Source organism: Aquabacterium sp., assembly GCF_049274795.1.
Lineage (GTDB): Bacteria > Pseudomonadota > Gammaproteobacteria > Burkholderiales > Burkholderiaceae_C > Aquabacterium.
This window is the reverse complement of record NZ_JBASTH010000037.1, coordinates 31,967-53,989: the sequence shown is the minus strand read 5'-3', so window position 1 is coordinate 53,989 and position 22,023 is coordinate 31,967. Positions and strand designations below refer to the sequence as shown.

General features: G+C 66.7%; 20 protein-coding genes and 1 tRNA gene. 16 read left to right on the top strand and 5 right to left on the bottom strand.

Features of this window, described 5'->3' with window-relative positions:
- The first annotated feature begins 51 nt into the window (after positions 1-51).
- The 5 genes from WAQ08_RS05750 to WAQ08_RS05730 all read left to right on the top strand — a co-directional run bounded on the left by WAQ08_RS05750 (position 52) and on the right by WAQ08_RS05730 (position 5,828).
- Positions 52-702: a response regulator transcription factor gene (locus WAQ08_RS05750; RefSeq protein ID WP_422189876.1), complete on the top strand. Its 651-nt coding sequence runs from the start codon at positions 52-54 to the stop codon at positions 700-702.
- Between the two features lie 82 nt (positions 703-784).
- On the top strand, positions 785-1,645 hold the full coding sequence (gene folD, locus WAQ08_RS05745; RefSeq protein WP_422189874.1) for a bifunctional methylenetetrahydrofolate dehydrogenase/methenyltetrahydrofolate cyclohydrolase FolD: 861 nt from the start codon (positions 785-787) through the stop codon (positions 1,643-1,645).
- A 91-nt stretch (positions 1,646-1,736) separates the two neighbouring features.
- On the top strand, positions 1,737-3,776 hold the full coding sequence (locus tag WAQ08_RS05740) for a M3 family metallopeptidase (RefSeq protein ID WP_422189872.1): 2,040 nt from the start codon (positions 1,737-1,739) through the stop codon (positions 3,774-3,776).
- Positions 3,777-3,876: 100 nt separating this feature from the next.
- Positions 3,877-4,554 (top strand): glutaredoxin family protein, encoded by a 678-nt coding sequence (locus WAQ08_RS05735; protein ID WP_422189870.1) that lies wholly within the window; start codon positions 3,877-3,879, stop codon positions 4,552-4,554.
- A 5-nt stretch (positions 4,555-4,559) separates the two neighbouring features.
- On the top strand, positions 4,560-5,828 hold the full coding sequence (locus WAQ08_RS05730) for a TIGR03862 family flavoprotein (RefSeq protein ID WP_422189868.1): 1,269 nt from the start codon (positions 4,560-4,562) through the stop codon (positions 5,826-5,828).
- A gap of 28 nt (positions 5,829-5,856) precedes the next feature.
- Here WAQ08_RS05730 and rpiA read toward each other — a convergent pair whose 3' ends face one another.
- The gene (gene rpiA / locus WAQ08_RS05725) at positions 5,857-6,528 is read right to left on the bottom strand and encodes a ribose-5-phosphate isomerase RpiA (protein ID WP_422189955.1); all 672 of its coding nucleotides are present in this window, start codon (positions 6,526-6,528) and stop codon (positions 5,857-5,859) included.
- A gap of 5 nt (positions 6,529-6,533) precedes the next feature.
- Positions 6,534-7,304, bottom strand: coding sequence for a heparan-alpha-glucosaminide N-acetyltransferase (locus WAQ08_RS05720; protein WP_422189866.1), 771 nt, complete (start codon positions 7,302-7,304; stop codon positions 6,534-6,536).
- Positions 7,305-7,393: 89 nt separating this feature from the next.
- Between WAQ08_RS05720 and WAQ08_RS05715 the strand changes: the two genes are divergently transcribed.
- The 4 genes from WAQ08_RS05715 (at position 7,394) to WAQ08_RS05700 (ending at position 12,244) form a co-directional block, all read left to right on the top strand.
- A complete protein-coding gene (locus tag WAQ08_RS05715) occupies positions 7,394-9,370 on the top strand; it encodes a peptidase U32 family protein (RefSeq protein WP_422189864.1) in 1,977 nt (658 codons plus the stop codon).
- Positions 9,371-9,597: 227 nt separating this feature from the next.
- The gene (locus WAQ08_RS05710; protein WP_422189862.1) at positions 9,598-10,686 is read left to right on the top strand and encodes an LLM class flavin-dependent oxidoreductase; all 1,089 of its coding nucleotides are present in this window, start codon (positions 9,598-9,600) and stop codon (positions 10,684-10,686) included.
- Between the two features lie 9 nt (positions 10,687-10,695).
- Positions 10,696-11,226, top strand: a complete 531-nt coding sequence (locus WAQ08_RS05705) for a flavin reductase family protein (protein WP_422189859.1) — start codon at positions 10,696-10,698, stop codon at positions 11,224-11,226.
- Positions 11,227-11,257: 31 nt separating this feature from the next.
- Complete coding sequence (locus tag WAQ08_RS05700; protein ID WP_422189857.1) at positions 11,258-12,244, top strand: AraC family transcriptional regulator; 987 nt, start codon at positions 11,258-11,260, stop codon at positions 12,242-12,244.
- 98 nt (positions 12,245-12,342) lie between these two features.
- On the opposite strand, the gene WAQ08_RS05695 is transcribed toward WAQ08_RS05700, so the two are convergent.
- The 3 genes from WAQ08_RS05695 to WAQ08_RS05685 form a co-directional block, all read right to left on the bottom strand.
- Positions 12,343-12,419: transfer RNA gene (locus WAQ08_RS05695), tRNA-Val, on the bottom strand.
- 57 nt (positions 12,420-12,476) lie between these two features.
- Positions 12,477-14,774 (bottom strand): RelA/SpoT family protein, encoded by a 2,298-nt coding sequence (locus WAQ08_RS05690; RefSeq protein WP_422189855.1) that lies wholly within the window; start codon positions 14,772-14,774, stop codon positions 12,477-12,479.
- A complete protein-coding gene (locus WAQ08_RS05685) occupies positions 14,771-15,718 on the bottom strand; it encodes an alpha/beta fold hydrolase (RefSeq protein ID WP_422189853.1) in 948 nt (315 codons plus the stop codon). The genes WAQ08_RS05690 and WAQ08_RS05685 overlap by 4 nt, the downstream gene beginning before the upstream one ends.
- Before the next feature lie 72 nt (positions 15,719-15,790).
- Between WAQ08_RS05685 and WAQ08_RS05680 the strand changes: the two genes are divergently transcribed.
- From WAQ08_RS05680 to WAQ08_RS05650, 7 genes are all read left to right on the top strand, one after another.
- Entirely contained in the window at positions 15,791-16,573 is a 783-nt protein-coding gene (locus WAQ08_RS05680; RefSeq protein ID WP_422189852.1) for a 3-hydroxybutyrate dehydrogenase, read from the top strand.
- 48 nt (positions 16,574-16,621) lie between these two features.
- Entirely contained in the window at positions 16,622-18,697 is a 2,076-nt protein-coding gene (mnmC, locus tag WAQ08_RS05675; RefSeq protein ID WP_422189850.1) for an FAD-dependent 5-carboxymethylaminomethyl-2-thiouridine(34) oxidoreductase MnmC, read from the top strand.
- Positions 18,698-18,741: 44 nt separating this feature from the next.
- The gene (locus tag WAQ08_RS05670) at positions 18,742-19,383 is read left to right on the top strand and encodes a hypothetical protein (RefSeq protein WP_422189848.1); all 642 of its coding nucleotides are present in this window, start codon (positions 18,742-18,744) and stop codon (positions 19,381-19,383) included.
- 11 nt (positions 19,384-19,394) lie between these two features.
- Positions 19,395-19,784: a hypothetical protein gene (locus WAQ08_RS05665; RefSeq protein WP_422189846.1), complete on the top strand. Its 390-nt coding sequence runs from the start codon at positions 19,395-19,397 to the stop codon at positions 19,782-19,784.
- A 1-nt stretch (position 19,785) separates the two neighbouring features.
- Complete coding sequence (locus WAQ08_RS05660) at positions 19,786-20,565, top strand: hypothetical protein (RefSeq protein ID WP_422189844.1); 780 nt, start codon at positions 19,786-19,788, stop codon at positions 20,563-20,565.
- 7 nt (positions 20,566-20,572) lie between these two features.
- Positions 20,573-21,010, top strand: a complete 438-nt coding sequence (locus tag WAQ08_RS05655; protein ID WP_422189842.1) for an RNA-binding S4 domain-containing protein — start codon at positions 20,573-20,575, stop codon at positions 21,008-21,010.
- Between the two features lie 96 nt (positions 21,011-21,106).
- Positions 21,107-21,943, top strand: a complete 837-nt coding sequence (locus WAQ08_RS05650; protein ID WP_422189840.1) for an OmpA family protein — start codon at positions 21,107-21,109, stop codon at positions 21,941-21,943.
- Positions 21,944-22,023: the final 80 nt, after the last annotated feature.

The following is a 22,023-nucleotide window of genomic DNA, read 5'->3' as shown; positions in this document are numbered from 1 at the left end:
CGACGGCCTGTCATGGCCCTCCCACCTTCAACGAACGATCTGCACAACCCCATGAGTCTGATCCCCAAGAAAGGCACCGTCTACGTGGTCGATGACGATGAAGCCGTGCGCGATTCGCTGCAATGGCTTCTGGAGGGCAAGGACTACCGCGTGCGCTGCTTCGATTCGGCCGAATCTTTCCTGGCCCGTTTCGACCCCCGCGAGGTCGCCTGCCTGATCACCGACATCCGCATGGACGGCATGAGCGGCCTGGAACTCCAGGACAAGCTGCTCGACCGCAAGTCGCCTCTGCCCATCGTGTTCATCACCGGTCACGGCGACGTGCCCATGGCCGTGAACACCATGAAGAAGGGTGCGATGGACTTCATCGAGAAGCCCTTCAAGGAAGACGCCCTGGTGTCCCTGGTCGAACGCATGCTGGACGAAGCCCGCGTGGCCTTCTCGCAATCGCAAGAGGCCGCCAGCCGCGACGCCCTGCTGTCGCGCCTGACCACCCGTGAAGCGCAGGTGCTCGAGCGCATCGTCGCCGGCCGCCTGAACAAGCAGATCGCCGACGACCTGGGCATCAGCATCAAGACGGTTGAGGCCCACCGCGCCAACGTGATGGAAAAGCTCAATGCCAACACCGTGGCCGATCTGCTGAAGATCGCCCTGGGGGCCAATGCGCAACCGGGTGCCGGCGCACCTGCCGCCAAGCCCTGAGGCTTTCCAGCCCACCACAAGGCCGCCTGACCGCGGCCTTTTTACATTTCCGCCCTCCGTTTCCTTCCCGAAAGACCTTGTCATGACCGCCCAACTGATCGACGGCAACGCCCTGTCCAAGCAACTGCGCGGCGAGGTGGCCACCCGTGCCGCCGCGCTGACGGCCCAGGGCCTCAAGCCCGGCCTGGCCGTGGTGCTGGTGGGCGACAACCCGGCCAGCCAGGTCTACGTGCGCAACAAGGTCAAGGCCTGCGAGGACGCCGGCCTGCACTCCGTGCTCGAAAAGTACCCCGCCACCATGACCGAGGCCGAACTGCTGGCCCGTGTCGAGGTGCTCAACAACGACCCGAGCATCCACGGCATCCTGGTGCAGTTGCCCCTGCCCGACCACATCGACGACCACAAGGTGATCGAAGCCATCTCGCCGCTCAAGGATGTGGACGGTTTCCACGTGGCCAGCGCCGGTGCCCTGGTCGTGGGCCAGCCCGGCTTCAAGGCCTGCACGCCCTATGGCTGCATGAAGATGCTCGAATCCATCGGCCTGGGCAACCTCAAGGGCAAGCACGCCGTGGTGATCGGGCGCAGCAACATCGTCGGCAAGCCGATGGCGCTGATGCTGCTGCAGGCCAACGCCACCGTCACCGTGTGCCACAGCGGCACGGCCGACCTGGCGTATCACACGCGCCAGGCCGACGTGGTGGTGGCCGCGGTGGGCAAGCGCAATGTGCTTACCGCCGACATGGTCAAGCCCGGCGCCGTGGTGATCGACGTGGGCATGAACCGCGACGACGAAGGCAAGCTCTGCGGCGATGTCGACTTCAACGGCGTCAAGGAGGTGGCTGGCTGGATCACCCCCGTGCCGGGCGGCGTGGGCCCCATGACCATCACGATGTTGCTGGTCAACACCATGGAATCGGCCGAACGGGCCCTCGCGGCACGTTGACTCGCGCCTTGGGTTAATCTGGCGTCAACCCTGGCGCCAGTTTTCATGCTGCCGCCGTTGAAATCCAGCTACTTACCTTCAGCTAGGCACCATGAGTTCAAACCCCCTGCTTGACACCGCCGGCCTGCCGCTTTTCGACCAGATCAAGCCAGAGCACGTCACGCCCGCCGTGGACGTGCTGCTGAAAGAGGCCGAGGCCGCGCTCGAAAAGGTCACCGGGCCGGATGTGCCCCCTGACTACGACGCGCTGTCCCTGCTGCTGGACGTGACGACCGAAAAGCTCGGCCGCGCCTGGGGTGCCGTAGGGCACCTCAATTCTGTAGCCGACACTCCCGAGTTGCGCGCCGCCTACAACGAGAACCTGCCGCGCCTGACCGAGTTCTACACGCGCCTGGGTTCCGACGAGCGCCTGTACGCCAAGTACAAGGCCCTGGTCGTGTCGCCCGAAGGCCAGCGCCTGAGCCCGCCGCGTGCCCGCGCACTGGACAACGCCCTGCGCGGCTTCGTGCTGGGCGGTGCCGAACTGCAGGGCGAGGCCAAGGCCCGCTACGCCGCCATCCAGGAAGAGCAGGCGGCCTCATCGCAGGCCTTCTCCGAGCACGTGATGGACGCCACTGATGCCTTCAGCCACTACGCCAGCCTCGACGAGATGGCAGGCGTGCCGCAGGACGTGATCGATGCCACCCGCGCCGCCGCCCAGGCCGAAGGCAAGGACGGCCACAAGCTGACGCTGCACATGCCCTGCTACCTGCCGGTCATGCAGTACGCCACGCACCGCCCGCTGCGTGAAACGCTCTACCGCGCCTACGCCACCCGCGCCAGCGAGTTCGGCCCGGCCGAGCGAGACAACACGCCGTTGATGCAGAAGCTGCTGGCCCTGCGCCAGGAAGAAGCCCAGTTGCTGGGCTACGCCAACTTCGCCGACGTGTCCCTGGTGCCCAAGATGGCCCAGACGCCGCACCAGGTGATGGAGTTTTTGCGTGACCTGGCCAAGCGCGCGCGCCCCTTCGCGCAGAAGGACATGGACGAGCTGCGCACCTACGCCAAAGATTATCTGAACCTGCCCGACCTGCAGGCCTGGGATGTGGCCTTCGCCAGCGAAAAGCTCAAGGAAGCCCGCTACGCCTTCAGCGACCAGGAGGTGAAGCAGTACTTCACCGAGCCCACCGTGCTCAAGGGCCTGTTCGGCCTGATCGAGACCCTGTTCGAGGTGCAGATCAAGCCCGATAGTGCCCCCGTGTGGCACGAGATGGTGCGCTTCTTCCGCATCGAACGCGCGGGCGAACTGGTCGGCCAGTTCTACCTGGATCCGTACGCCCGCCCGGGCAAGCGCCCCGGCGCCTGGATGGACGACGTGCGCGGCCGCTGGAAGCGCCCCGACAACGGCCAGACGCAAACCCCCATCGCGCACCTGGTGTGCAACTATGCGGCCGGCGTCGGCGGCAAGCCCGCCCTGCTCACCCACGACGACGTTACCACGCTGTTCCACGAGTTCGGCCACGGCCTGCACCACATGCTGACCAAGGTCGAAGACATCGGTGTGGCGGGCATCAGCGGCGTCGAATGGGACGCCGTGGAGCTGCCCAGCCAGTTCATGGAGAACTTCTGCTGGGAATGGGCCGTGGTGCAGAAGCTCACCCACCACGTGGACAGCGGTGAATCGCTGCCGCTGGAGCTGTTCACCAAGATGATCGCCGCCAAGAACTTCCAGAGCGGCATGATGACCCTGCGCCAGATCGAGTTCTCGCTGTTCGACATGCGCCTGCATGCCGAGCCCGGCAACGACCAGCGCGTGCAACAGGTGGTCGACGAGGTGCGCCTGGAAGTGGCCGTGAACATCCCGCCAGCCTTCAATCGCTTTCAGCACAGCTTCTCGCACATCTTCTCGGGCGGCTACTCGGCCGGCTACTACAGCTACAAATGGGCCGAGGTGCTGTCAGCCGACGCGTATGCGGCCTTCGAAGAGGCCGCCACGCCCGAAAACGGCGTGCTCAACGCCGAGGTGGGCCGTCGCTACCGCCAGGCCATCCTGGAAGCCGGCGGCAGCCGCAGCGCCATGGACAACTTCAAGGCCTTCCGGGGCCGCGAACCCAGCATCGACGCCCTGCTGCGCCATCAAGGCATGGCCTGACAATGTAAATCCCGCCCCTGAGGGTCAACCCAGGGGGCGGGCGCGCCGTTGTGCAAGGTACATTGAGCCCATGCGATCACTGGCTGCCGAGAATTTCACCATGACCCGTTCCCAGACGTCTCTGCGCCAGCGCCCTGCGCTCACCGCACTTCATCCTCAATCACAAGGCAAGGCCGCAGCGGCAGCTTCGCTGCTCATGCTGGCCCTGGTGGCAGCTACACCAGCGTGGGCGCTCTACAAGGTGGTCGGCCCTGATGGCAAGGTCACCTACACCGACCGCCCCCCTGTCGACAAACCAGCGCAGGCCTTGCGCACCAACGGCTCTGTCAGCTCCAACGCCAGCTTGCCGTTCGAGTTGCGGCAGGTGGCCAGCAAGTACCCGGTCACGCTCTACACCAGCAAGGATTGCACCCCTTGCGACAGCGGTCGTCAGAGCCTGCGCCAGCGCGGCATCCCCTTCACGGAAAAGAGCGTCGCGACCAGTGCCGACGTGCAGGCCCTGCAGCGCCTTGAGAACACCCAGCAAGTACCAGTGCTGCGCATCGGCGCGCAGCAGGTCAAGGGCTATTCCGAAGCGGAGTGGCAAAGCTATCTGGATGCGGCGGGTTATCCGAAGCAGTCCAGCCTGACTGGTTACCAGTGGGTTGATGCCACGCCTCTGGCACCGCCGGCCGCCTCTGCTCCGGCCAAGCAGGGCCCAGCAGGCAGCCAGGCACCAGCCGCCACGGCCAGCAGCGGCTCGCCCGCCTCAACAGCGCCCTCCGGCTTCCGCTTCTGACCCTCATGACATCAAACCCACGGGTCGCCATCGTCGGGGGCGGCCCGGCAGGGCTCATGGCCGCCGAAGTCCTTGCGCAGGCTGGCGCACAGGTCGATCTCTACGACGCCATGCCCTCTGTCGGCCGCAAATTCCTGCTGGCCGGACGCGGCGGGCTGAACCTCACGCATTCCGAAGCACTGGAGCCCTTTCTGGACCGCTATGCCGAACGGTGCGCGGATCTGGAGCCCCTGGTGCGCGCCTTCGCCCCGCAGGATCTGCGCGACTGGACCGAAGCCCTGGGCATCGGCACCTTTGTGGGCACTTCCGGGCGTGTGTTCCCCACCGACATGAAGGCCGCGCCGATGCTGCGTGCCTGGCTGCAACGACTGCGGGGGCTGGGCGTGCGCTTTCACATGCGCCATCGCTGGCAAGGCTGGACGGATGACGGCACGAACTTGCTGTTCAGCTGCCCCACCGGAGACATCACAGCCCAGACAGATGCCGTTTTGCTAGCCCTGGGGGGCGCCAGTTGGGCCCGCCTGGGCTCGGACGGCGCCTGGGTGCCCTGGCTGCAGGCACGGGGCGCCGATGTAGCACCGCTGCAGGCGGCCAACTGTGGTTTCGATGTCGCGCCCACGGCCGCCGGGCGCCCTGGCTGGAGCGAGCACCTTAGTTCGCGTTTTGCGGGCCAACCAATCAAACCCGTGGCCCTGAGCTTCACAGCCCAGCCAGATGGCCAGTCCCGACGCCAGCAGGGCGAGTTCGTGCTGACCAGCACCGGGGTGGAAGGCAGCCTGATCTACGCCTTCTCGGCCGCGATCCGCGATGCCATCCAGGCACAAGGGCAGGCCACACTGCACCTTGATCTGCTGCCCGCGCACACGCCCGAGCAGGTGCTGGCCGAAACACGCCGCCCCCGCGGGCCACGCAGCCTGTCCACCCACCTGAAAAGCCGCCTGGGCATCCAGGGGCTGAAGATGGCGCTGCTGCACGAGGTGCTGACGCCAGAGCAGTTGCAGGATCCCGCCACCCTGGCGCAGGTCTTGAAGGCTTTGCCCATCACACTGATCCGCCCCCGCCCGATGGACGAGGCCATCAGCACTGCCGGTGGCGTGCGTTTTGAAGGCTTGACGCCTGGCTTGATGCTCAAGAGCGCACCGGGCGTGTTCTGCGCCGGCGAAATGCTGGATTGGGAAGCCCCGACCGGGGGCTACCTGCTCACCGCCTGCTTTGCCACAGGCCGTCAAGCCGCCCGTGGTGTGCTGGACCGGTGGGCCACCCGCGGCGCCTGAAGGCGCCTGGCGGCCGACCTGGCCGCACTCAGAACGTCAGCGTCTTCACGCCCTCGGGCGTACCCAGCAGGCACACCGAGGCCTTGTTGCGCGCGAACACGCCCACCGTGACCACGCCGGGCCACTGGTTGATGTCCGCCTCGAAACGCGCCGGCGAATCGATGCTCAAACCGCTCACGTCCACGATCACGTTGCCGTTGTCCGTGGTGACGCCCGCGCGCACCTTCGCCTGGCCACCCAGCTTCTCGAAGCCACGGATCACCTGGGCTGCGGCCATCGGGATCACTTCGACCGGCAGGGGGAACTTGCCCAGCACCAGGACCAGCTTGGATTCGTCCGCGATGCAGACGAACTTCTCGGCCAGGTCGGCCACGATCTTCTCGCGGGTGAGCGCGGCGCCACCGCCCTTGACCATGAAGCCGGCGTGGTCGATCTCGTCAGCGCCATCGACGTACACACCCAGCGACGTCACCGACTCCGAGGGCTGCACCTTGATGCCCAGGGCTGTCAGGCGTTCCGTGCTGCGCACCGAGCTGGACACGGCGCCGGCCACGCGTGCGGGATCTGCCTTGAGCGCCTCGCCCAGCGCATCGATGAACTTGTCGACCGTCGAGCCGGTGCCCACGCCCACGATCGCGCCGTGGGGCACATAGTCCAGGGCCGCGCGGCCCACCAGGGTTTTCAGCTCGTCTTGCGTCATCGTCGTCATGAAGGGGTTCTCCAGAAATCCAGCCACAGCATCAGCCCGCCAAGCAGCAGGGGCTGGTGCACCATGTAGAACGTCAGGCTCCAGCGCCCCAGCAGGGCCAGGCCCCGCGCTGGTGGCGCCGTGGCACCCGCCAGCCAGCCGGGGTGGCGGGCCAGCAGCCACTGCGTGGCGGCCAGGCCCCACCACATCACCCCTAGCCAGGGCAGCACGGGCACGTAATCCTCGGTGATGGGCTTAGCGGTGACCAGGCCCACCCAGTTGGTCCAGCGTGTGTCGAAGAAGGGATGCTGCACGAAATGCGGCAGGGCCACCGCGACAGCGCCCAAAGCCCACAGCCAGCGCCCCAGCGGTGCACTGAGCCGGGCAATGATCAGCATCACGGCCATGCCGTGCAGCACGCCGAAATAGATAAAGCTGTCCGGGAACATGAAGGCGCTGCCGATGCTCACGGCCAGGGCGCAGCTCGCCACCTGGGCCCAGCGCTTCCAGAAGCGCGCCCAGCTCTGCCCCTGGGCCGAGGCAATGGCCTGCCCTGCACCAGCGCACAGCAGGAAGGTGGACAGGATCAGCGTGCGTTGGGTGGTCCACACCGCATCACGGTAAAAGTCGGCGTTGATCACGCCGTAATGGCTCAGATCGAAGCAGAAATGGAAGATGGCCATCCACACCAGGGCGGTGCCGCGCAAGGCGTCCAGACGGTCGAAACGCTGGCCCGATGCCGCGGGCGGGCGGGGTATGGACGAGGGGGAACGCTTGGATGAACGCACAGGCTGGGCGCACCGATCGGATGCGCGGATTGGACGCCGCGAGGGCAACTCGTTAAACTTTCGCGCCTGGATTTTCTCACTGTCCTGCCATGTCCCTTGTCCGCCACCGAGATATTGAACTGCTTGCGCCCGCGCGCACGGCCGACATCGGCATCGAGGCAGTGAACCACGGGGCCGATGCGATCTACATCGGCGGCCCGTCCTTCGGGGCGCGCAGCAACGCCAGCAACGAAATCGCCGACATCGAGCGCCTGGTGCAGCACGCCCACCGCTACAACGCGCGCATCTTCGCGACGATGAACACCATCATGCGCGACGACGAGCTGGAGCCTGCCCGCCGCCAGATCTGGCAGATGTACGAGGCTGGCGTCGACGCACTGATCGTGCAGGACATGGGCCTGCTGGAGCTGGACCTGCCCCCTATCCAGTTGCACGCCAGCACGCAGACCGACATCCGCACGCCTGAAAAAGCCCGCTTCCTGCAGGATGTGGGCTTCAGCCAGATCGTGCTGGCGCGCGAACTCACGCTCAAGCAGATCCAGGCCGTGGCGGCCAGCACCGATTGCGCGCTGGAGTTCTTCATCCACGGCGCGCTGTGCGTGGCCTACAGCGGCCAGTGCTTCATCAGCCATGCGCACACCGGGCGCAGCGCCAACCGGGGCGATTGCTCGCAGGCCTGCCGCCTGCCTTACAACGTGCTGGATGACAAGGGCCAGGTGGTGGCCTACGAGCAGCACGTGCTGTCCATGAAGGACAACAACCAGAGCGACAACCTGCGCGCGCTGATCGACGCCGGTATCACGTCCTTCAAGATCGAAGGCCGCTACAAGGACATGGGCTACGTGAAGAACATCACCGCCCACTACCGCCGCCTGCTCGACGAGATCCTGGAAGAGCGCCCCGCCCTGCGCGCCACATCGTCCGGGCGCACCACCTTCCTGTTCGAGCCGGAGCCCGAGCGCAACTTCAACCGTGGCAGCACGGATTACTTCGTCAACGGCCGCAAGGACGACATCGGCGCCTTCGATTCACCCAAGCACCTGGGCCTGCCCATTGGTGAAGTGGCCAAGGTGGGGCCCACCTGGTTCGACGTGGCCATCGACCCGATGCAGGCCGGCGCCATCCACAACGGCGATGGGCTGAACTACGTGACGCTCACGCGCGACCTGATCGGCGTGCAGGCAAACACGGCCGAGCCCATCGGCCAGTCCGGCCGGCTGTGGCGTGTGCACCCCAACGAAGACATGGAGGCCCTGCCCGACCTCAAGCCCGGCGTGGCCATCAACCGCAACCGTGACCGCTCCTGGGAGCACACGCTGACCAAGAAGTCGTCCGAACGCCGCATCGGCGTGTGGATGACGCTGAGCGACACGGCTGATGGCCTGCACTTGAGCATCAACGACGACGATGGCCATGTCGGCCAGGCGCAGGCGGCTTTGGACAAGCAGGCGCCGCAGAACGCGGACAAGGCCCTGAGCAGCCTGCGCGACAACCTGGGCAAGCTGGGCAACACGATCTTCGAAGCGCACGAGATCAAGCTCGGCACAGCCCAGCCCTGGTTCGTGCCGGCTTCCGGCATCAACCAGCTGCGCCGCGATGCCCTGATCAGCCTGGAAGCAACCCGCCTGGACGCCTGGCAACGGCTGAAGCGCGCCGCCCCGGTCGAGCCCCCCGTGGCCTACCCGGAAGACACCCTGAGCTACCTGGCCAATGTGTTCAACCACAAGGCCCGAGATTTCTATGCGCGCCATGGCGTGAAGGTGATCGAAGCCGCCTACGAGAGCCACGAGGAGCTGGGCGACGTCAGCCTGATGATCACCAAGCACTGCGTGCGCTTCTCGCTGAGCCTGTGCCCCAAGCAGGCCAAGGGCGTGCAAGGCGTGCAGGGCACCGTGAAGGCCGAACCGCTGGTGCTCGTCAACGGCAAGGAAAAGCTCACCCTGCGCTTTGACTGCAAGCCCTGCGAGATGCACGTGGTCGGCAAGATGAAGAAATCCGTGCTGAACCACGTGCCGGCGTCGCCGGTGCAGTTCTACAAGACACGCCCGACCGCCCCGGCGCGTTGAGAAGCACCACCCCGACAAAAAGGGATGGATTGCGGGATTCGGATAGTCCGCCCTTGGGATCTTTTGCAAGATCTCGGCCATGGTCATGGCCTCCCATCTCATCTTTCTGCACTGTAACGACACTGTCTGCACTTCGCCGATAGCGCCCTATCAGGCCCTTGCCTATCGTGAACCCAAGCGGTGCCGCATGGTGCAGCACCGGGTCAACACGGCGAAAGACATCGACGATGGCGCAAGCACACCCCTTTCTGGACCATCAGCGCTTCCTGCTGGGCACCTTCGCATCCAACTGCTCCGGCGGCATGACCGTCTCCAAGCTGCCGGAGCGCTGGCAGGCCACCTGGGAGAACAACCTGCGTCTGGCCGAACTGCTCGACGACGCGGGCATCGACTTCATGCTGCCCATCGCGCGCTGGGTGGGCTACGGCGGCGAGACGGACTTCCACGGCAACGTGCTGGAGACCATCACCTGGGCAGCCGCCCTGCTCGCCCGCACCCAACGCATCTCCGTGTTCGCCACGGTGCACACCACCGCCAACCACCCGCTGGCCGTGGCCAAGCAGATCGCCACGCTGTCGCAGGTGAGTCAAGGCCGTATCGGGCTGAACATCGTCGCGGGCTGGAACAAGCCGGAGTACGAGGCGCTGGGCCTCACGCTGCCGGAAGACCACGAGACACGCTACGGCTACGCCCAGGAGTGGTTCGACTTCGTGCGCCGGCTGTGGGCGGAAGACCAGCCCTTCGACTTCAACGGCCAGTACTTCAAGACGCGCAAGAGCTACGGCTTGCCGCATCCGGTGCTGCCCCCGCCGATCTTCAACGCGGCAGGCTCTGGCCTGGGGCGCGAGTTCGCGCTGCGCAACGCCAACTTCCTGTTCACACCGGCCATCGATCTGGACCGTTCCAAGGGCGAGATCACCGACCTGAAGGCGCAAAGCCAGACCATGGGCCGACCGGTGGACGTGTTGACCTTCTCGCACGTGGTGTGCCGCCCGACCGAGGCCGAAGCCCGGGCGGAGCTCAAGCGCCAGTTGGACAACGCCGACTGGGGCGCCGTGGACAACCTGGTGAACCTGCAGTTTGCTCATGCGCAGAGCTTCCCGCACGACTTGTTGGCCCTGATCCGCGAGCGCATGGCCACAGGGCACGGCGGCTTCCCGCTGGTGGGCACGCCCGAACAGGTGGCCGATGGCATCGCCGCGCTGCATGCAGCGGGCTTCCGGGGCACCACGCTGTCCTTCCTGGACTACGTGCAGGAGTTCCCGTACTTCCGGGACCAAGTGCTGCCCAAGCTGGCCGAACGAGGGCTGCGCTGAGTCATGGACATGTCTTCACCTGTCCTGAACGCACAGGCGCCCTTGCTGGCGCCCGATGCGGGGGCCTATCGGCAGGCCTTCCGTCGAACGGCGGCCAGCATCTGGGTGATCACGGCCGCCCATGGCGCACAACGCACCGGGCTGACGGCCACCTCCGTGGTGTCGCTGTCGGCCGCCCCTGCGGAACTGATGGTGTCGGTGCAGCCGGGCTCGTCCACCTTCCCGCTGCTGCAGGCCTCGGGGCGCTTTGGCGTCAACCTGCTGACAAGGACACAGCAGGCCATCGCGGACCGCTTTGCCGGACGCGACGGCTGCCAGGGCGAGGCGCGCTATGCGCAGGCGGACTGGCACTGCACACCCAATGGCGTGTGGCTGCTGAGCGATGCGGCCGTGGCCATGAACTGCGAGGTGGCCGAGATCGTCTGGCGACGCACGCACGCCTTGGTCATCGGGCGCATCAGCGCGCTGCGCCTGGCCGAAGGCCCCTGCCTGCCCCTGCTCCATTCGGACGGCCGCTACGTGGAGCTGGCCACGCGCTGACAGCCCCGCCGGCCTTCCTGGGAGGCCGCGCATGAACGCCATCGCCCTGGCCCCTCTGGCACGCCACCCGCACCTCGTCTCACAGGATCTGGACGAAGTGCGGCACGAGGGCGGGCGCGTCTTCTGCGACCACGACCTGAGGGTGGTGGGCCCACGGCAGGCCCTGGACACGCGCCTGTACTACCGCCAGCTCCGCCACATCGGCCTGGGGCGGCTGAGCTATGGGGCTACTGTCGACATCGACCCCGGTGCCCTCGACAGGTTCTACCTGATGCAGTGGCCCTTGAAGGGCAGCGAGACCATCCATGCCAGCCGCTCGCAGGTGGATTCCACGCCCGACGTCGGTACGCTGATCAACCCGACCCAGCGCTTCTACATGCGCCACGAGGCCGGCGCCGAAAAGCTCTTCGTGCGGATCGAGCGGGAAGCGCTGGAACGCCTGCTGCACCAGTGGGGGCCGGATGCCCCGCGCACTGAACTGGCTTTCGAACCGGCGGTGCCGCTGACCTCGCCTGCGCTTGCCTCGCTCAAGACCATGCTGGGCTGGCTGTTCGACGAGGCCACCCAAGGCAACCTGCTTGAGCAGCCTCTGCTGGCCGCCCGTGTTGAAGAGGCCTTGCTGCTGGCCATGCTGCAGTTGTTGCCGCACAACCAGCGCCACGTCATCGACGGCCCGGCGGAGATCGCCCCGGGTTTCGTGCGCCGCGCCGAGGACTACATGGCCAGCCACGCGGCGGAACCCTTGACGGTGGCAGCGATTGCCGGCCACACGGGTGTGAGTGTGCGCAGCCTGTACGCGGGCTTTCAGCGCTACCGGGGGCGCTCGCCCATGGAACACCTTCGCCGTTTGCGGATGGAGCATGTGCGTGCGGCGTTGCTGTCCCCGTCAAAGGCGGATACCACCGTCACGGAAGTGGCCTTGCGCTGGGGCTTTGGCCACCTGGGCCAGTTCGCGGCCGATTACCGTGCGCGTTTTGGAGAGCTGCCCTCGCAGACGCTGAAACGGTCGCGAGGCTGAGGCGCGAGGCTCTTTGAGGGCCAAGGACTGAGAGGGCAAACCGGGCCCCAGAAAACCAAAAGCCCAGAAAGCTCACATGAACTTTCTGGGCTTGTATTTGGTAGGCGCGATTGGACTCGAACCAACGACCCCCACCATGTCAAGGTGGTGCTCTAACCAGCTGAGCTACGCGCCTGGAAGACCATGACTATAGCACGATTTCGTGCGCCTTCGCAAATTTCGCGCTGATGTGTCATTTGCGCCGTGCACGGATCACGCCATTGACCTGCCCGACCCTGCTCAGCACCGGTGCCAGGCGGGCCGTGTCGGACGTCTGCACCGTCAGCGTGATGGTGACGTGATCCCGGTGGCTCTGGCTCTGCATGGCCGACACGTGCGCCTTGCCTTGCGCGAAGGCATCGCACACATCGCGCAGCAGGCCCGGGCGGTCATGCGCCTCCACCTGCACATCCACCGCGTACTGGCCACTCTTGTCGGTAGGCTGCGCGCCCCAGGCCACGGGGATCACCCGCTCCGGATGCCGCCCGGCCATCTGACGCAGGTTGCTGCAGTCGGCCCGGTGCACGGCCACGCCTTTGCCCCGCGTCACATAACCGCCGATGGCATCGCCTGGGGCCGGCTTGCAGCAGCGCGCCAGCTGCGTGAGCAGCGAATCCATGCCCACCACCAGCACGCCCTTGCCGGATGCCGGCGCGGCGGCTGCATCGTTGCGGCTGAGCAGCCTTTGCGCAATCAACTGATCGGCATCGGGCGCGGGCTCCGCCGGCTTGAGCACGGCCTCGATGTTGCGCAGGGAGTATTCGTCCTTGCCCACCACCTCGAAAAGCGCATCGGCACTGCGGAAACCCAGCTGCGTGGCCAGATCATCCAGCTTCACCGCCGTCTTGCCCGCACGTTGCAGCAGTTTTTCGACCGCTTCACGTCCCTTGGCGATGGTGGCCTGTTGCGCCAGCGCATTGAACCAGGCCCGCACCTTGGCACGCGCACGTGGGCTGCGTACGTAACCCAGCTCGGGGTTGAGCCAGTCCATCGACGGGCCGCCTTCCTTGGCGGCGATCACCTCGACGGTCTGGCCGCTGTGCAGCGGGGTGTTGAGCGTCACCATCACGCCGTCCACACGCGCGCCACGGCAGCGGTGACCCAGATTGGTGTGTACGGTGTAGGCAAAGTCCACCGGCGTGGCGCCCACGGGCAGGTCGATGATGGTGCCGTCCGGCGTGAACACGTAGATGCGGTCTTCGAACAGGCCCGTGCCGCCCTGCCCCTGGCTGGCATCGGCCTCGGCCAGGTCGCGCTCCCAGGCCAGCAACTGGCGCAGCACGGTCTTGCGGGCCTCGGCCACGCGGCTTTCGAAGTCACCCGCGGCCTGCACGCCGGCATAGCCCTTGGCACCGGCCTCCTTGTAGGCCCAGTGCGCGGCCACGCCGCTTTCGGCATGCTCGTGCATGGACTGGGTGCGCAGCTGGATCTCGATCGGGCGGCCCGCGTCGTCCAGCACCACGGTGTGCAGCGACTGGTAGCCGTTGGCCTTGGGGCGTGCGATGTAGTCGGAGAACTCATCGGGCAGCGGGCGCCAGAGCTCATGCACGCGGCTGAGCGCCTCATAGCAGGCATGCACGTCGGGCACGATCACGCGCAGGGCCTGTACGTCGAACACGCGCTCGATGGGCAGGTCTTTGCCCTGCATCTTCTTCCAGATGCTGTAGAGGTGCTTGGGGCGGCCCTGCACCTGGGCGTCGATGCCGGCGGCGCGCAGGGTGTCCTGCAGGCGCTGGCGCGCGGCCTCCACGCTGCGCTCGCGCGCCACGCGGGTCTCGTCCAGCATGCGGGCGATGCTCTTGTAGGTGTCCGGCTGCAGGAAACGGAAGGACAGATCCTCCAGCTCCCACTTGATCTGCCAGATGCCCAGGCGGTTGGCCAGCGGGGCGAACACCTGCATGGATTCGCGCGCCAGGGCCCTGGGGCATGGCTGCTTCGTCTCAGCGTAGTGGCGCAGGGTCTGCAGGCGCGAGGCCAGGCGCAGCAGCACCACGCGCAGGTCGCGCGAGAAGGCCAGCAGCATCTTGCGGATGCGCTCGACCTGTTCGGCCGGCAACGGGCCGTCAGCCTGGTCACCCAGCGCATCGCGCGCGCTGCGCTGCACCTGCACCAGCTTGCGCGTGGCGCCGACCAGATCGGCCACGTCCTGCCCGAAGGCGCGGGCCACTACTTCTTCAGCCGGCGTCAGGTATTCGCTGGCGTAGATCAGGTAGGCCACGGCCTGCAGCGCGGGCGGCGCGCCGATGCCGCGCAGGATTACGGCCACGCCATCGGCATGGTGCAGCGCGTGCTCACCCGTGTCGAAACGCTGATGGCTCAGCAGCGGCTCGGCAAAGGCGCGTGCGCGGGCCAGCAACTGCTCGCCATCGGCATGGCCCGCGGCGCCGGGCGTGGGGGCCAGATCGGCCCACTCCACGATGGCCGCCGGGGCGTCCCCGCCCGGCGCGGGCTCGGGCCCGGGCACGGTGGGTTGAAGGAAACCGGTCTTCATGCGAGCAGGAACCCCTCCACGGCCGCCACCTGGTCAGGCGCGATCAGGGTGGGCGCATGGCCCACGCCGGCGAATTCGATCAGGCGGGCACGCGGGCCGCGTTCGGTCATCTGGCGGGCGGTGTCCGCATCCAGCAGGTCTGAGTTCTGGCCACGCAGCAGCAGCACCTCGCAGCGCAGGGCGTCATACACCTGCCAGAGCATGGCTTCGCCGGAGCTGGCGCTGTCGGCCGTCATGGTCTTGAAGGGCTCGGCGATGGCCGGGTCGTAGTGCAGGATCAGGCTGCTGTCGTGGCTGGCGGTGTCCACGCGCAGCAAGGGGCGTGACAGGCTCAGCCACTGCTCGGGCGTGTGCGGGCCGAAACCGGCGGAGATGCTCCACAGGTAGTCGGCCGCCTCTTGCTCGGTGGCGAAGCGCTTGGGCAGGCCCAGATAGCTGCCGATGCGCTGCAGTGCCTCGATGCGCAGGCGCGGCCCCACATCGTTGAGCACGAAGCGGCGCAGTTGCACGCCCGAGGCCTCCGACGGCAGCGTCGACAGGCCCAATCCGATCAGGCCGCCCATGGAGGTGCCCACCCAGTCGACCGTGATGGGCGATGCCAGGCCCTTGGCCTCGCGCACCTGGCGCAGCATCGCGACCATGTCGCTGGCGTAGGTGAAGACCTGGTAGCCCTTGGCATCGGCCAGCCAGTCGGATTGGCCGCGTCCGACCACGTCGGGGCAGACCACGTGGTAGTGCTGGCTCAAGGCACGTGCCAGCACGTCGAAATCACGCCCCTGGCGGCTCAGCCCGTGCACGCAGACCAGCACGCGCGGGTTGGCTGCATCGCCCCAGGACCAGTAGGCCATGCGGTGGCTGTCCGGAGAACGCAGGCTCGCGCCGGGGCAGTCAACGAACTCAAGTCGTGGTTCCGTACCGGCAACAGTGTTGATGGCTTGATTCATGCTGAGGTCCGTGTCGTCGGCCCATAATGGCCCGAAGTCTTGATTGTCTGTTATGACCTGTAGGAGGCCTGCATGTTGAAAGGAAAAACCGCCCTCGTCACTGGCTCGACCAGCGGTATCGGGCTGGGCATCGCGCGGCAGTTGGCGGCACAGGGTGCCAACATCATTCTCAACGGCTTTGGCGATGCCGATGCGCCCCGGGCCGAAGTGTTGCAGGCCGGCAGCGCCCATGGCATCCGCGTGGGCTACCACGGCGCCGACATGTCCAAGCCCAGCGAGATCGCCGACCTGTTCAAGTTCGCCGATTCGGAATATGGGGGCGTGGACATCCTTGTCAACAACGCCGGCATCCAGCACGTGGCCAACGTCGAGGATTTCCCGGTCGAGAAGTGGGACGCCATCATCGCCATCAACCTCAGTTCAGCTTTCCACACCACCCGTCTGGCCGTGCCGGGCATGCGCGCCAAGAACTGGGGCCGCGTCATCAACCTGGCCTCGGCGCACGGGCTGGTGGCCTCCGCGGGCAAGTCGGCCTATGTGGCGGCCAAGCATGGCCTGGTCGGCTTGACCAAGTCGGTGGCGCTGGAAACCGCCACCACCGGCGTCACCTGCAACGCCATCTGCCCCGGTTGGGTGCTCACCCCCTTGGTGCAAAAGCAGATCGAGGCCCGCGCCGAGAAGGAAGGCATCAGTGTGGAGCAAGCCCAGAAGGAATTGCTGGGCGAGAAGCAGCCCTCGCTGCAGTTCGTCACGCCTGAGCAACTGGGTGATCTGGCGGTGTTCCTGTGCTCGCCTGGCGCGAGCAATGTGCGGGGCGTGGCCTGGAACGTGGACGGCGGCTGGGTGGCGCAGTAAGGCCCGACAGAGCAGCCTGGGGCACCGCCGTGCCCTCGATAATGGCGGATGCCCTCCCGCAATATCTCCCCGGCCCAGCTGGGTGACAGCCCCTCGGCTCAGGTCGCCGGGGTGCCTTACTCTCCGCAGTACGACGACGTCTATCACACGGCCGCCGGGGCCTGGGCGCAAGCGAGGCATGTCTTCATGGGCGGCAATGGCCTGCCCGCGCGCTGGCAGGGGCGTGATCGCTTCGTGATCCTGGAGACCGGCTTCGGCCTGGGCAACAACTTCCTGGCCACCTGGGCCGCCTGGCGCGCCGATCCGGCACGGTGTACTCGGCTCGTGGTCATCTCCATCGAAAAGCATCCGCTTCGTCCCGAGGACCTCGCCCAAATCCATGCCCAAGCCGGCCAGCCAGGATGCGATGCGCATGAGCACCAGCAAGAGCATCAACATCTGGCCGAACGACTGTGCCGCGCCTGGCCGCCGCTGACGCCGGGGCTGCACACACTGGAATTCGACGAACAGGCCTTGCCTGGCACCTCGTCCCGGCACGGCGTTACCCTGCTGCTGGCTCTGGGTGATATCGCAGACATCCTGCCATCGCTGGTGGCCTCGGTTGACGCCTTTTACCTGGATGGCTTCGCACCGGCCAAGAACCCGAACATGTGGAATGAGGAACTGCTTGGCAGGCTCGGCCGCCTTGCCGCGCCCCACGCCACGGCGGCGACCTGGAGCGTGGCACGCGGTGTGCGCGACGCACTTGCCCAGGGCGGGTTCACGGTCGAGAAAGTGCCCGGCTTTGGTGGCAAACGGGACATGCTCCACGCCCGATTCACGCCGCGCCATATCCCTGCGCCACTGCCGGGAGGGCACTGGGCCGTCCCCTCTGAAGCGCTGCGCGAAGCGTTCGTGGTCGGTGCAGGCTTGGCAGGCGCCGCCGCCGCCTGGGCATTGACGCGAGAGGGATGGCACGTGACCTTGCTGGAGCAACACGCGGCCCCGGCGCAGGAAGCCTCGGGCAACCCCGGCGGGCTTTTCCACAGCATCGTGCACGCCCAGGACAGCCTGCACGCACGCGCTCACCGTGCCGCTGCAATGGCCACGTCCGCGCTGGTGGCGCCGTGGCTCCATGAGGGCCGGCTTTCCGGGCAATGCAATGGCCTGCTGCGGCTTGAGACCCGCCTGGACACGTCCCAGGCCATGGCCCGGCTGGCACACCTCGGGCTGCCTGACGATCATGTGACCTGGTTGCCACAGGACCAGGCCAGCCAGCTCGCAGGCTTGACCGTGCCCAGCGGCGGCTGGCTGTTCCGACAGGGCGGGTGGCTGGACCCGGTCGCTTATGTGCGCGTGCTGCTGGAAGAGGCCGAAGCCACAGGCCTGCTGCGCCGACAGATGGGCCATGAAGTGACTCAACTGCTGCGCACCCCGCAAGGCCGTTGGCAGGCGGTAGGTCGGCAAGGACAATGGCTGGCCGAGGCGGCTCACGCGGTGCTGGCCAGTGCCACCGCCCTGCCCCATCTGCTGAAGCAGCTCGGGCCCGACGTCAAAGCCGCGCCGCTGCCTGTGACAGCCATCCGCGGCCAGGTCAGCTGGCTGTCCAGCGCGCACGTACAGCTCCCCGCCCTGCCCGTGGCAGGCGCTGGCTACGTCCTGTCACTGCCTGATGGGCGCCTGTTGTGCGGTGCGACCAGCCACCACCACGATGCTCATGCAGCCGTGCGCTGGGCGGATCATCAGCACAACCTGCAGCAGGCGGCCAGGCTGGGTGCCTTGCCGGACCATCTCGCCATCGCTCCGGCCACGGTGCACGGCCGCGTCGGCTGGCGGGCCAGCACGCCGGACCGCCTGCCGCTGGTGGGGACGCTCGCCGTCATGCCTGAGCTGAGCACCCTGGGCGGGCGACCCTGGCCGGACCAGGTTCGCAAGGTGCCGCGCCTGCGTGACGAGCACGGCGGCCTCCATGTGATCGGCGGCCTGGGCTCGCGAGGCATCACCTGGGCGGCTCTGGCCGGACGCCTGCTGGCGCACTGGATCACTGGCGCCCCTTGTCCAGTGGACCTGGCGCTTCGAGATGCCATGGATCCGGCGCGCTGGGCGGTGCGCAAGGCTGCCACCCAGGCACCGCCGGCCTCCTGAACCGCAGGCTCTGGCACCATGGCGCTTGTCAGATAAATTCCGCCATGCCCCACAAGCCATCCTGCACGCCAACCACAGCGGCCGAACGCCTTGCCTACAGTCAATGCAGTGCGCTCGACCGGCTCCTCGCATCACCCATGTCACAGGGGTACATGCCCATGAGCATGGCCTGCCAGGTCAGCACCATCGACGCCTTTCCCAGTGTGCTCAATGGCGATTTCGAACTGGATGGCCTCGTCACGCGGGCTTTGGCCATGCAGTTGGCACAGACCAACCCGGATCAGGCAGCCCTGTTGCTGGCATCGCGCATCCCTGTGGAGCAGCTGCCAGCGGCCGCCAAAGATGACCAAGCCATCAATCGACTGCTGTCAGCCACGGGCGACAGTCTCTATGGGAGAGGCGACATCCTCGGCAATGCCTCTGCCCTGAACGAGGCCGCCCTGCGCGCCGCGTGGCAGCGACAAGCCCGCAACGGCTTTCAGGCGCTGATTTCCGGGGCGAAGACGGGCACCATCCGCCTCAGCCCCCGCATCACCATTGAACCCCGCAATATCGGCAAGGGCGGCCAGTTGCGAAAAGGGGCCCGCATGATCGCGAGAGTCAGGAGCTTGCCCATGACCGTGTTGCATCACTACCTTCGCTCTTTATTTCGAAGACTGGTGGACAGTTCAGCGCCATGCGGGTAGGTGCTCGCGACATGCAGCGCATGGGACAAGCCACAGCCGCGCTGGCCGATACCCGGGTACAGTCCAACCGGTTGCTGCGTGCGGCCTCCGGCAAGGTCGGCGGAGGCGTTCTGGCTTTCGGCCCCAGCGCTGTCCTGGACTTCGGTGCCAGTGCCCGTTGGGCCGACAACTCAGTCGAAGTCGACTGGAAGGGTTTTGCCGTCCGTTCGGCCAAGAGCCAGAGCGGCAACCTCGTTGGGTTCGTTGCCGGTGCGGTGGCCGTGGGTGTGGTGTCCACCGTCGGCTGGCCGGTGATCGTGATCGGGCTCGGGCTCGCGGCCGGCCTGGTGGCCCAGATCGCCTGGGGCGCCACAGGCATGGACGAGATGGCCGAATCCAAGGCGCGCGAACTGCTTCGCTGACATGCTTCACCCGCCCGACGATTTCAGCAAGCTCCGGGGACTGGCATGGTCAGCCCCCGGCATGGCCCTGTTCGGCTGGGGTTTCGCCCTGTGGTCGCACGGCCTGCGCTCGGGCGAACTGGTGCTGGCCATCACAGGCCTGGTCATGGCCTTGCTGTTCTTGTTGGCGCAGCAGGCCATCTGGGTGTCCCCGTGGGGCAGCCGCTTCCAGCAGGTGGCCAGCCTGTCCGCCTTCATCGCGATGGTGCTGCCCTGGGCGCTGATGCTCCCGCCGCTGGTCCAGACCAATGCGATGGCACCCATGTGGCGCAGTGTGCTGATCGCTGCTGCGCTCACGGTCATTCTGGTGCTCGGCGCACTCATCCATGCACGGCGCGCCGTCATCGATCCCACAGCCAGGGCGCTCGATTGGCCAGGTACCCGCATCGACCTGCGCCGGCACCTGATCCGGCGGGGCGAGACGGCCCCGCATGACGGGCGCTGGGCCATTGCCCCGGCGTTGATCGGCGGATTGTCGGTACTGCTCTACCAATGGCTGCGCGAACTACTGCCCCAGCAAACCCTGGTGCTGGCAGCCTCCCTGGGCGTTTTTGCAGGAACGGCCTGGCTGTGCGCGGGGCCGCTGGGGCGTGCGCTCGGCCAGGGATGGCGGCTGCACCAGATCGAACGGCACTCCGGAAGACGTTTTGAGAATGAGCAGCACCAGCGCCTGACCAAGGCGCGTATGACATCGGGCCTGGGCCGCTGGTGGGCCAGGCATCAAGGCAACCACAAGCCATGAGTCGCGCATGAACGACAAAGTCGGCGTCACCGCGCCCCAGCGTGTCCGGTTGGACAAATGGCTGTGGGCCGCCCGCTTCTACAAGACCCGCAGCCTGGCCGCCGAAGACATCGACAAAGGGCGCATCCAGGTCAACGAACAGGTGGCCAAGGCCTCGCGCGAACTGCGCCCCGGGGATCGGGTGGACATGCGCCAGGCCGGCGGGCTCGTGCGCACCGTGGTCGTGCAAGCCCTGAGCGCCATTCGCGGGCCTGCCCCGCAAGCCCAACTGCTCTACACAGAGACGCCCGACAGCATCCAGCGTCGCCAGCAGTACGCCGAGCAGCGCCGCCAGGGTGTAGAGCCTGCCGACACCATCCAGCAAGGCCGCCCTACCAAGCGCGACCGCCGTGATCTGGTCGACTGGCAGCGCTGGTCCGCCAGCGTGGACAAGGGCCAAGGCTGACCCTCTGGTCCTACGGCGGCGGTTGCTAAACTGCCCGCACCTCTTTTTACTCGCCTGAAGTCCTGGGCGCCCCCGATCCTCTTGACCGGAGCACCCATGACGCTTCAACGACTGGCCGCCAGCATCGCACTGGCCCTGCCCCTGGCTTTCAGCCTGCTGCCATCGGTCCACGCCAAGGATGCCGCCGGCTGCACCGACCCGGCCCTGTTCACCAACCGCATCCCGGGCTACAGCATCGTCAGTTGCAAGAAGAGCAACGATGCCGTGGTGATGCGCTGGCCGGGTGGCCAGCAACAGGTGATGGGCCTCGTCAACGTGGTGGTCTACAAGGTGCCGGCAGCGGCCCAGGGCGCCTCACCCAAGTACATCGCCGCCAACTACGCCAACGCTGTGACCAAGATCGGCGGCAAGCTGCTGCAGGATCCCGCCAAGACCACGCTGGGCGACCGTGTTACCGCCCAGTTGTCGATCGACGGCAAGGATGTATGGAGGCACCTGACCAGCGACAGCGCCGTGGTGGACGGCAACTGGTTGAGCTACAAGCTGGTGGTGGTGCAGCAGGATGCCGGCGCGCAGGTGGTCAGCGCCCAGAAGATGCTGGACGAACTGGACAAGGCCGGTTTCCTGACCCTGTACATCAATTTCGACATCAACAAGGCTGACATCAAGCCGGATTCGCACGGCACCGTGCAGGAGATCGTCGGCCTGCTGCGTGCCCGACCAGCGCTCAAAGTGTCCATCGAGGGCCATACCGACAATGTCGGGGCGCCAGCCGCCAACAAGACACTGTCGGAACAGCGGGCCCGTTCGGTGCTGGAGGCGGTGGTGGGCAAGGCATCGAGCGCGCCCGCCTCAAGAGCGCCGGCTACGGGCAGGAGCGCCCCGTCGCCGACAACCGGACCGAGGAAGGCCGGGCCAAGAATCGCCGGGTAGAACTGGTCAAATTGCCCTGACCCATCGGCCATTTTTGTTACAAAATGGCCGTTTTTTCTTCCAGACACCCCCTTGAAGGG

What these genes read in the sequence shown, in the direction of transcription:
- WAQ08_RS05665 (WP_422189846.1), top strand. Translation starts at nt 19,395, where the DNA reads ATGCAGCGCATGGGACAAGCCACAGCCGCGCTGGCCGATACCCGGGTA.
- WAQ08_RS05710 (WP_422189862.1), top strand. Translation starts at nt 9,598, where the DNA reads ATGGCGCAAGCACACCCCTTTCTGGACCATCAGCGCTTCCTGCTGGGC.
- folD (WP_422189874.1), top strand. Translation starts at nt 785, where the DNA reads ATGACCGCCCAACTGATCGACGGCAACGCCCTGTCCAAGCAACTGCGC.
- WAQ08_RS05715 (WP_422189864.1), top strand. Translation starts at nt 7,394, where the DNA reads ATGTCCCTTGTCCGCCACCGAGATATTGAACTGCTTGCGCCCGCGCGC.
- WAQ08_RS05690 (WP_422189855.1), bottom strand. Translation starts at nt 14,774, where the DNA reads ATGAAGACCGGTTTCCTTCAACCCACCGTGCCCGGGCCCGAGCCCGCG.
- rpiA (WP_422189955.1), bottom strand. Translation starts at nt 6,528, where the DNA reads ATGACGCAAGACGAGCTGAAAACCCTGGTGGGCCGCGCGGCCCTGGAC.
- WAQ08_RS05655 (WP_422189842.1), top strand. Translation starts at nt 20,573, where the DNA reads ATGAACGACAAAGTCGGCGTCACCGCGCCCCAGCGTGTCCGGTTGGAC.
- WAQ08_RS05740 (WP_422189872.1), top strand. Translation starts at nt 1,737, where the DNA reads ATGAGTTCAAACCCCCTGCTTGACACCGCCGGCCTGCCGCTTTTCGAC.
- WAQ08_RS05670 (WP_422189848.1), top strand. Translation starts at nt 18,742, where the DNA reads ATGCCCCACAAGCCATCCTGCACGCCAACCACAGCGGCCGAACGCCTT.
- WAQ08_RS05750 (WP_422189876.1), top strand. Translation starts at nt 52, where the DNA reads ATGAGTCTGATCCCCAAGAAAGGCACCGTCTACGTGGTCGATGACGAT.
- WAQ08_RS05705 (WP_422189859.1), top strand. Translation starts at nt 10,696, where the DNA reads ATGTCTTCACCTGTCCTGAACGCACAGGCGCCCTTGCTGGCGCCCGAT.
- WAQ08_RS05735 (WP_422189870.1), top strand. Translation starts at nt 3,877, where the DNA reads ATGACCCGTTCCCAGACGTCTCTGCGCCAGCGCCCTGCGCTCACCGCA.
- mnmC (WP_422189850.1), top strand. Translation starts at nt 16,622, where the DNA reads ATGCCCTCCCGCAATATCTCCCCGGCCCAGCTGGGTGACAGCCCCTCG.
- WAQ08_RS05680 (WP_422189852.1), top strand. Translation starts at nt 15,791, where the DNA reads ATGTTGAAAGGAAAAACCGCCCTCGTCACTGGCTCGACCAGCGGTATC.
- WAQ08_RS05730 (WP_422189868.1), top strand. Translation starts at nt 4,560, where the DNA reads ATGACATCAAACCCACGGGTCGCCATCGTCGGGGGCGGCCCGGCAGGG.
- WAQ08_RS05700 (WP_422189857.1), top strand. Translation starts at nt 11,258, where the DNA reads ATGAACGCCATCGCCCTGGCCCCTCTGGCACGCCACCCGCACCTCGTC.
- WAQ08_RS05660 (WP_422189844.1), top strand. Translation starts at nt 19,786, where the DNA reads ATGCTTCACCCGCCCGACGATTTCAGCAAGCTCCGGGGACTGGCATGG.
- WAQ08_RS05650 (WP_422189840.1), top strand. Translation starts at nt 21,107, where the DNA reads ATGACGCTTCAACGACTGGCCGCCAGCATCGCACTGGCCCTGCCCCTG.
- WAQ08_RS05685 (WP_422189853.1), bottom strand. Translation starts at nt 15,718, where the DNA reads ATGAATCAAGCCATCAACACTGTTGCCGGTACGGAACCACGACTTGAG.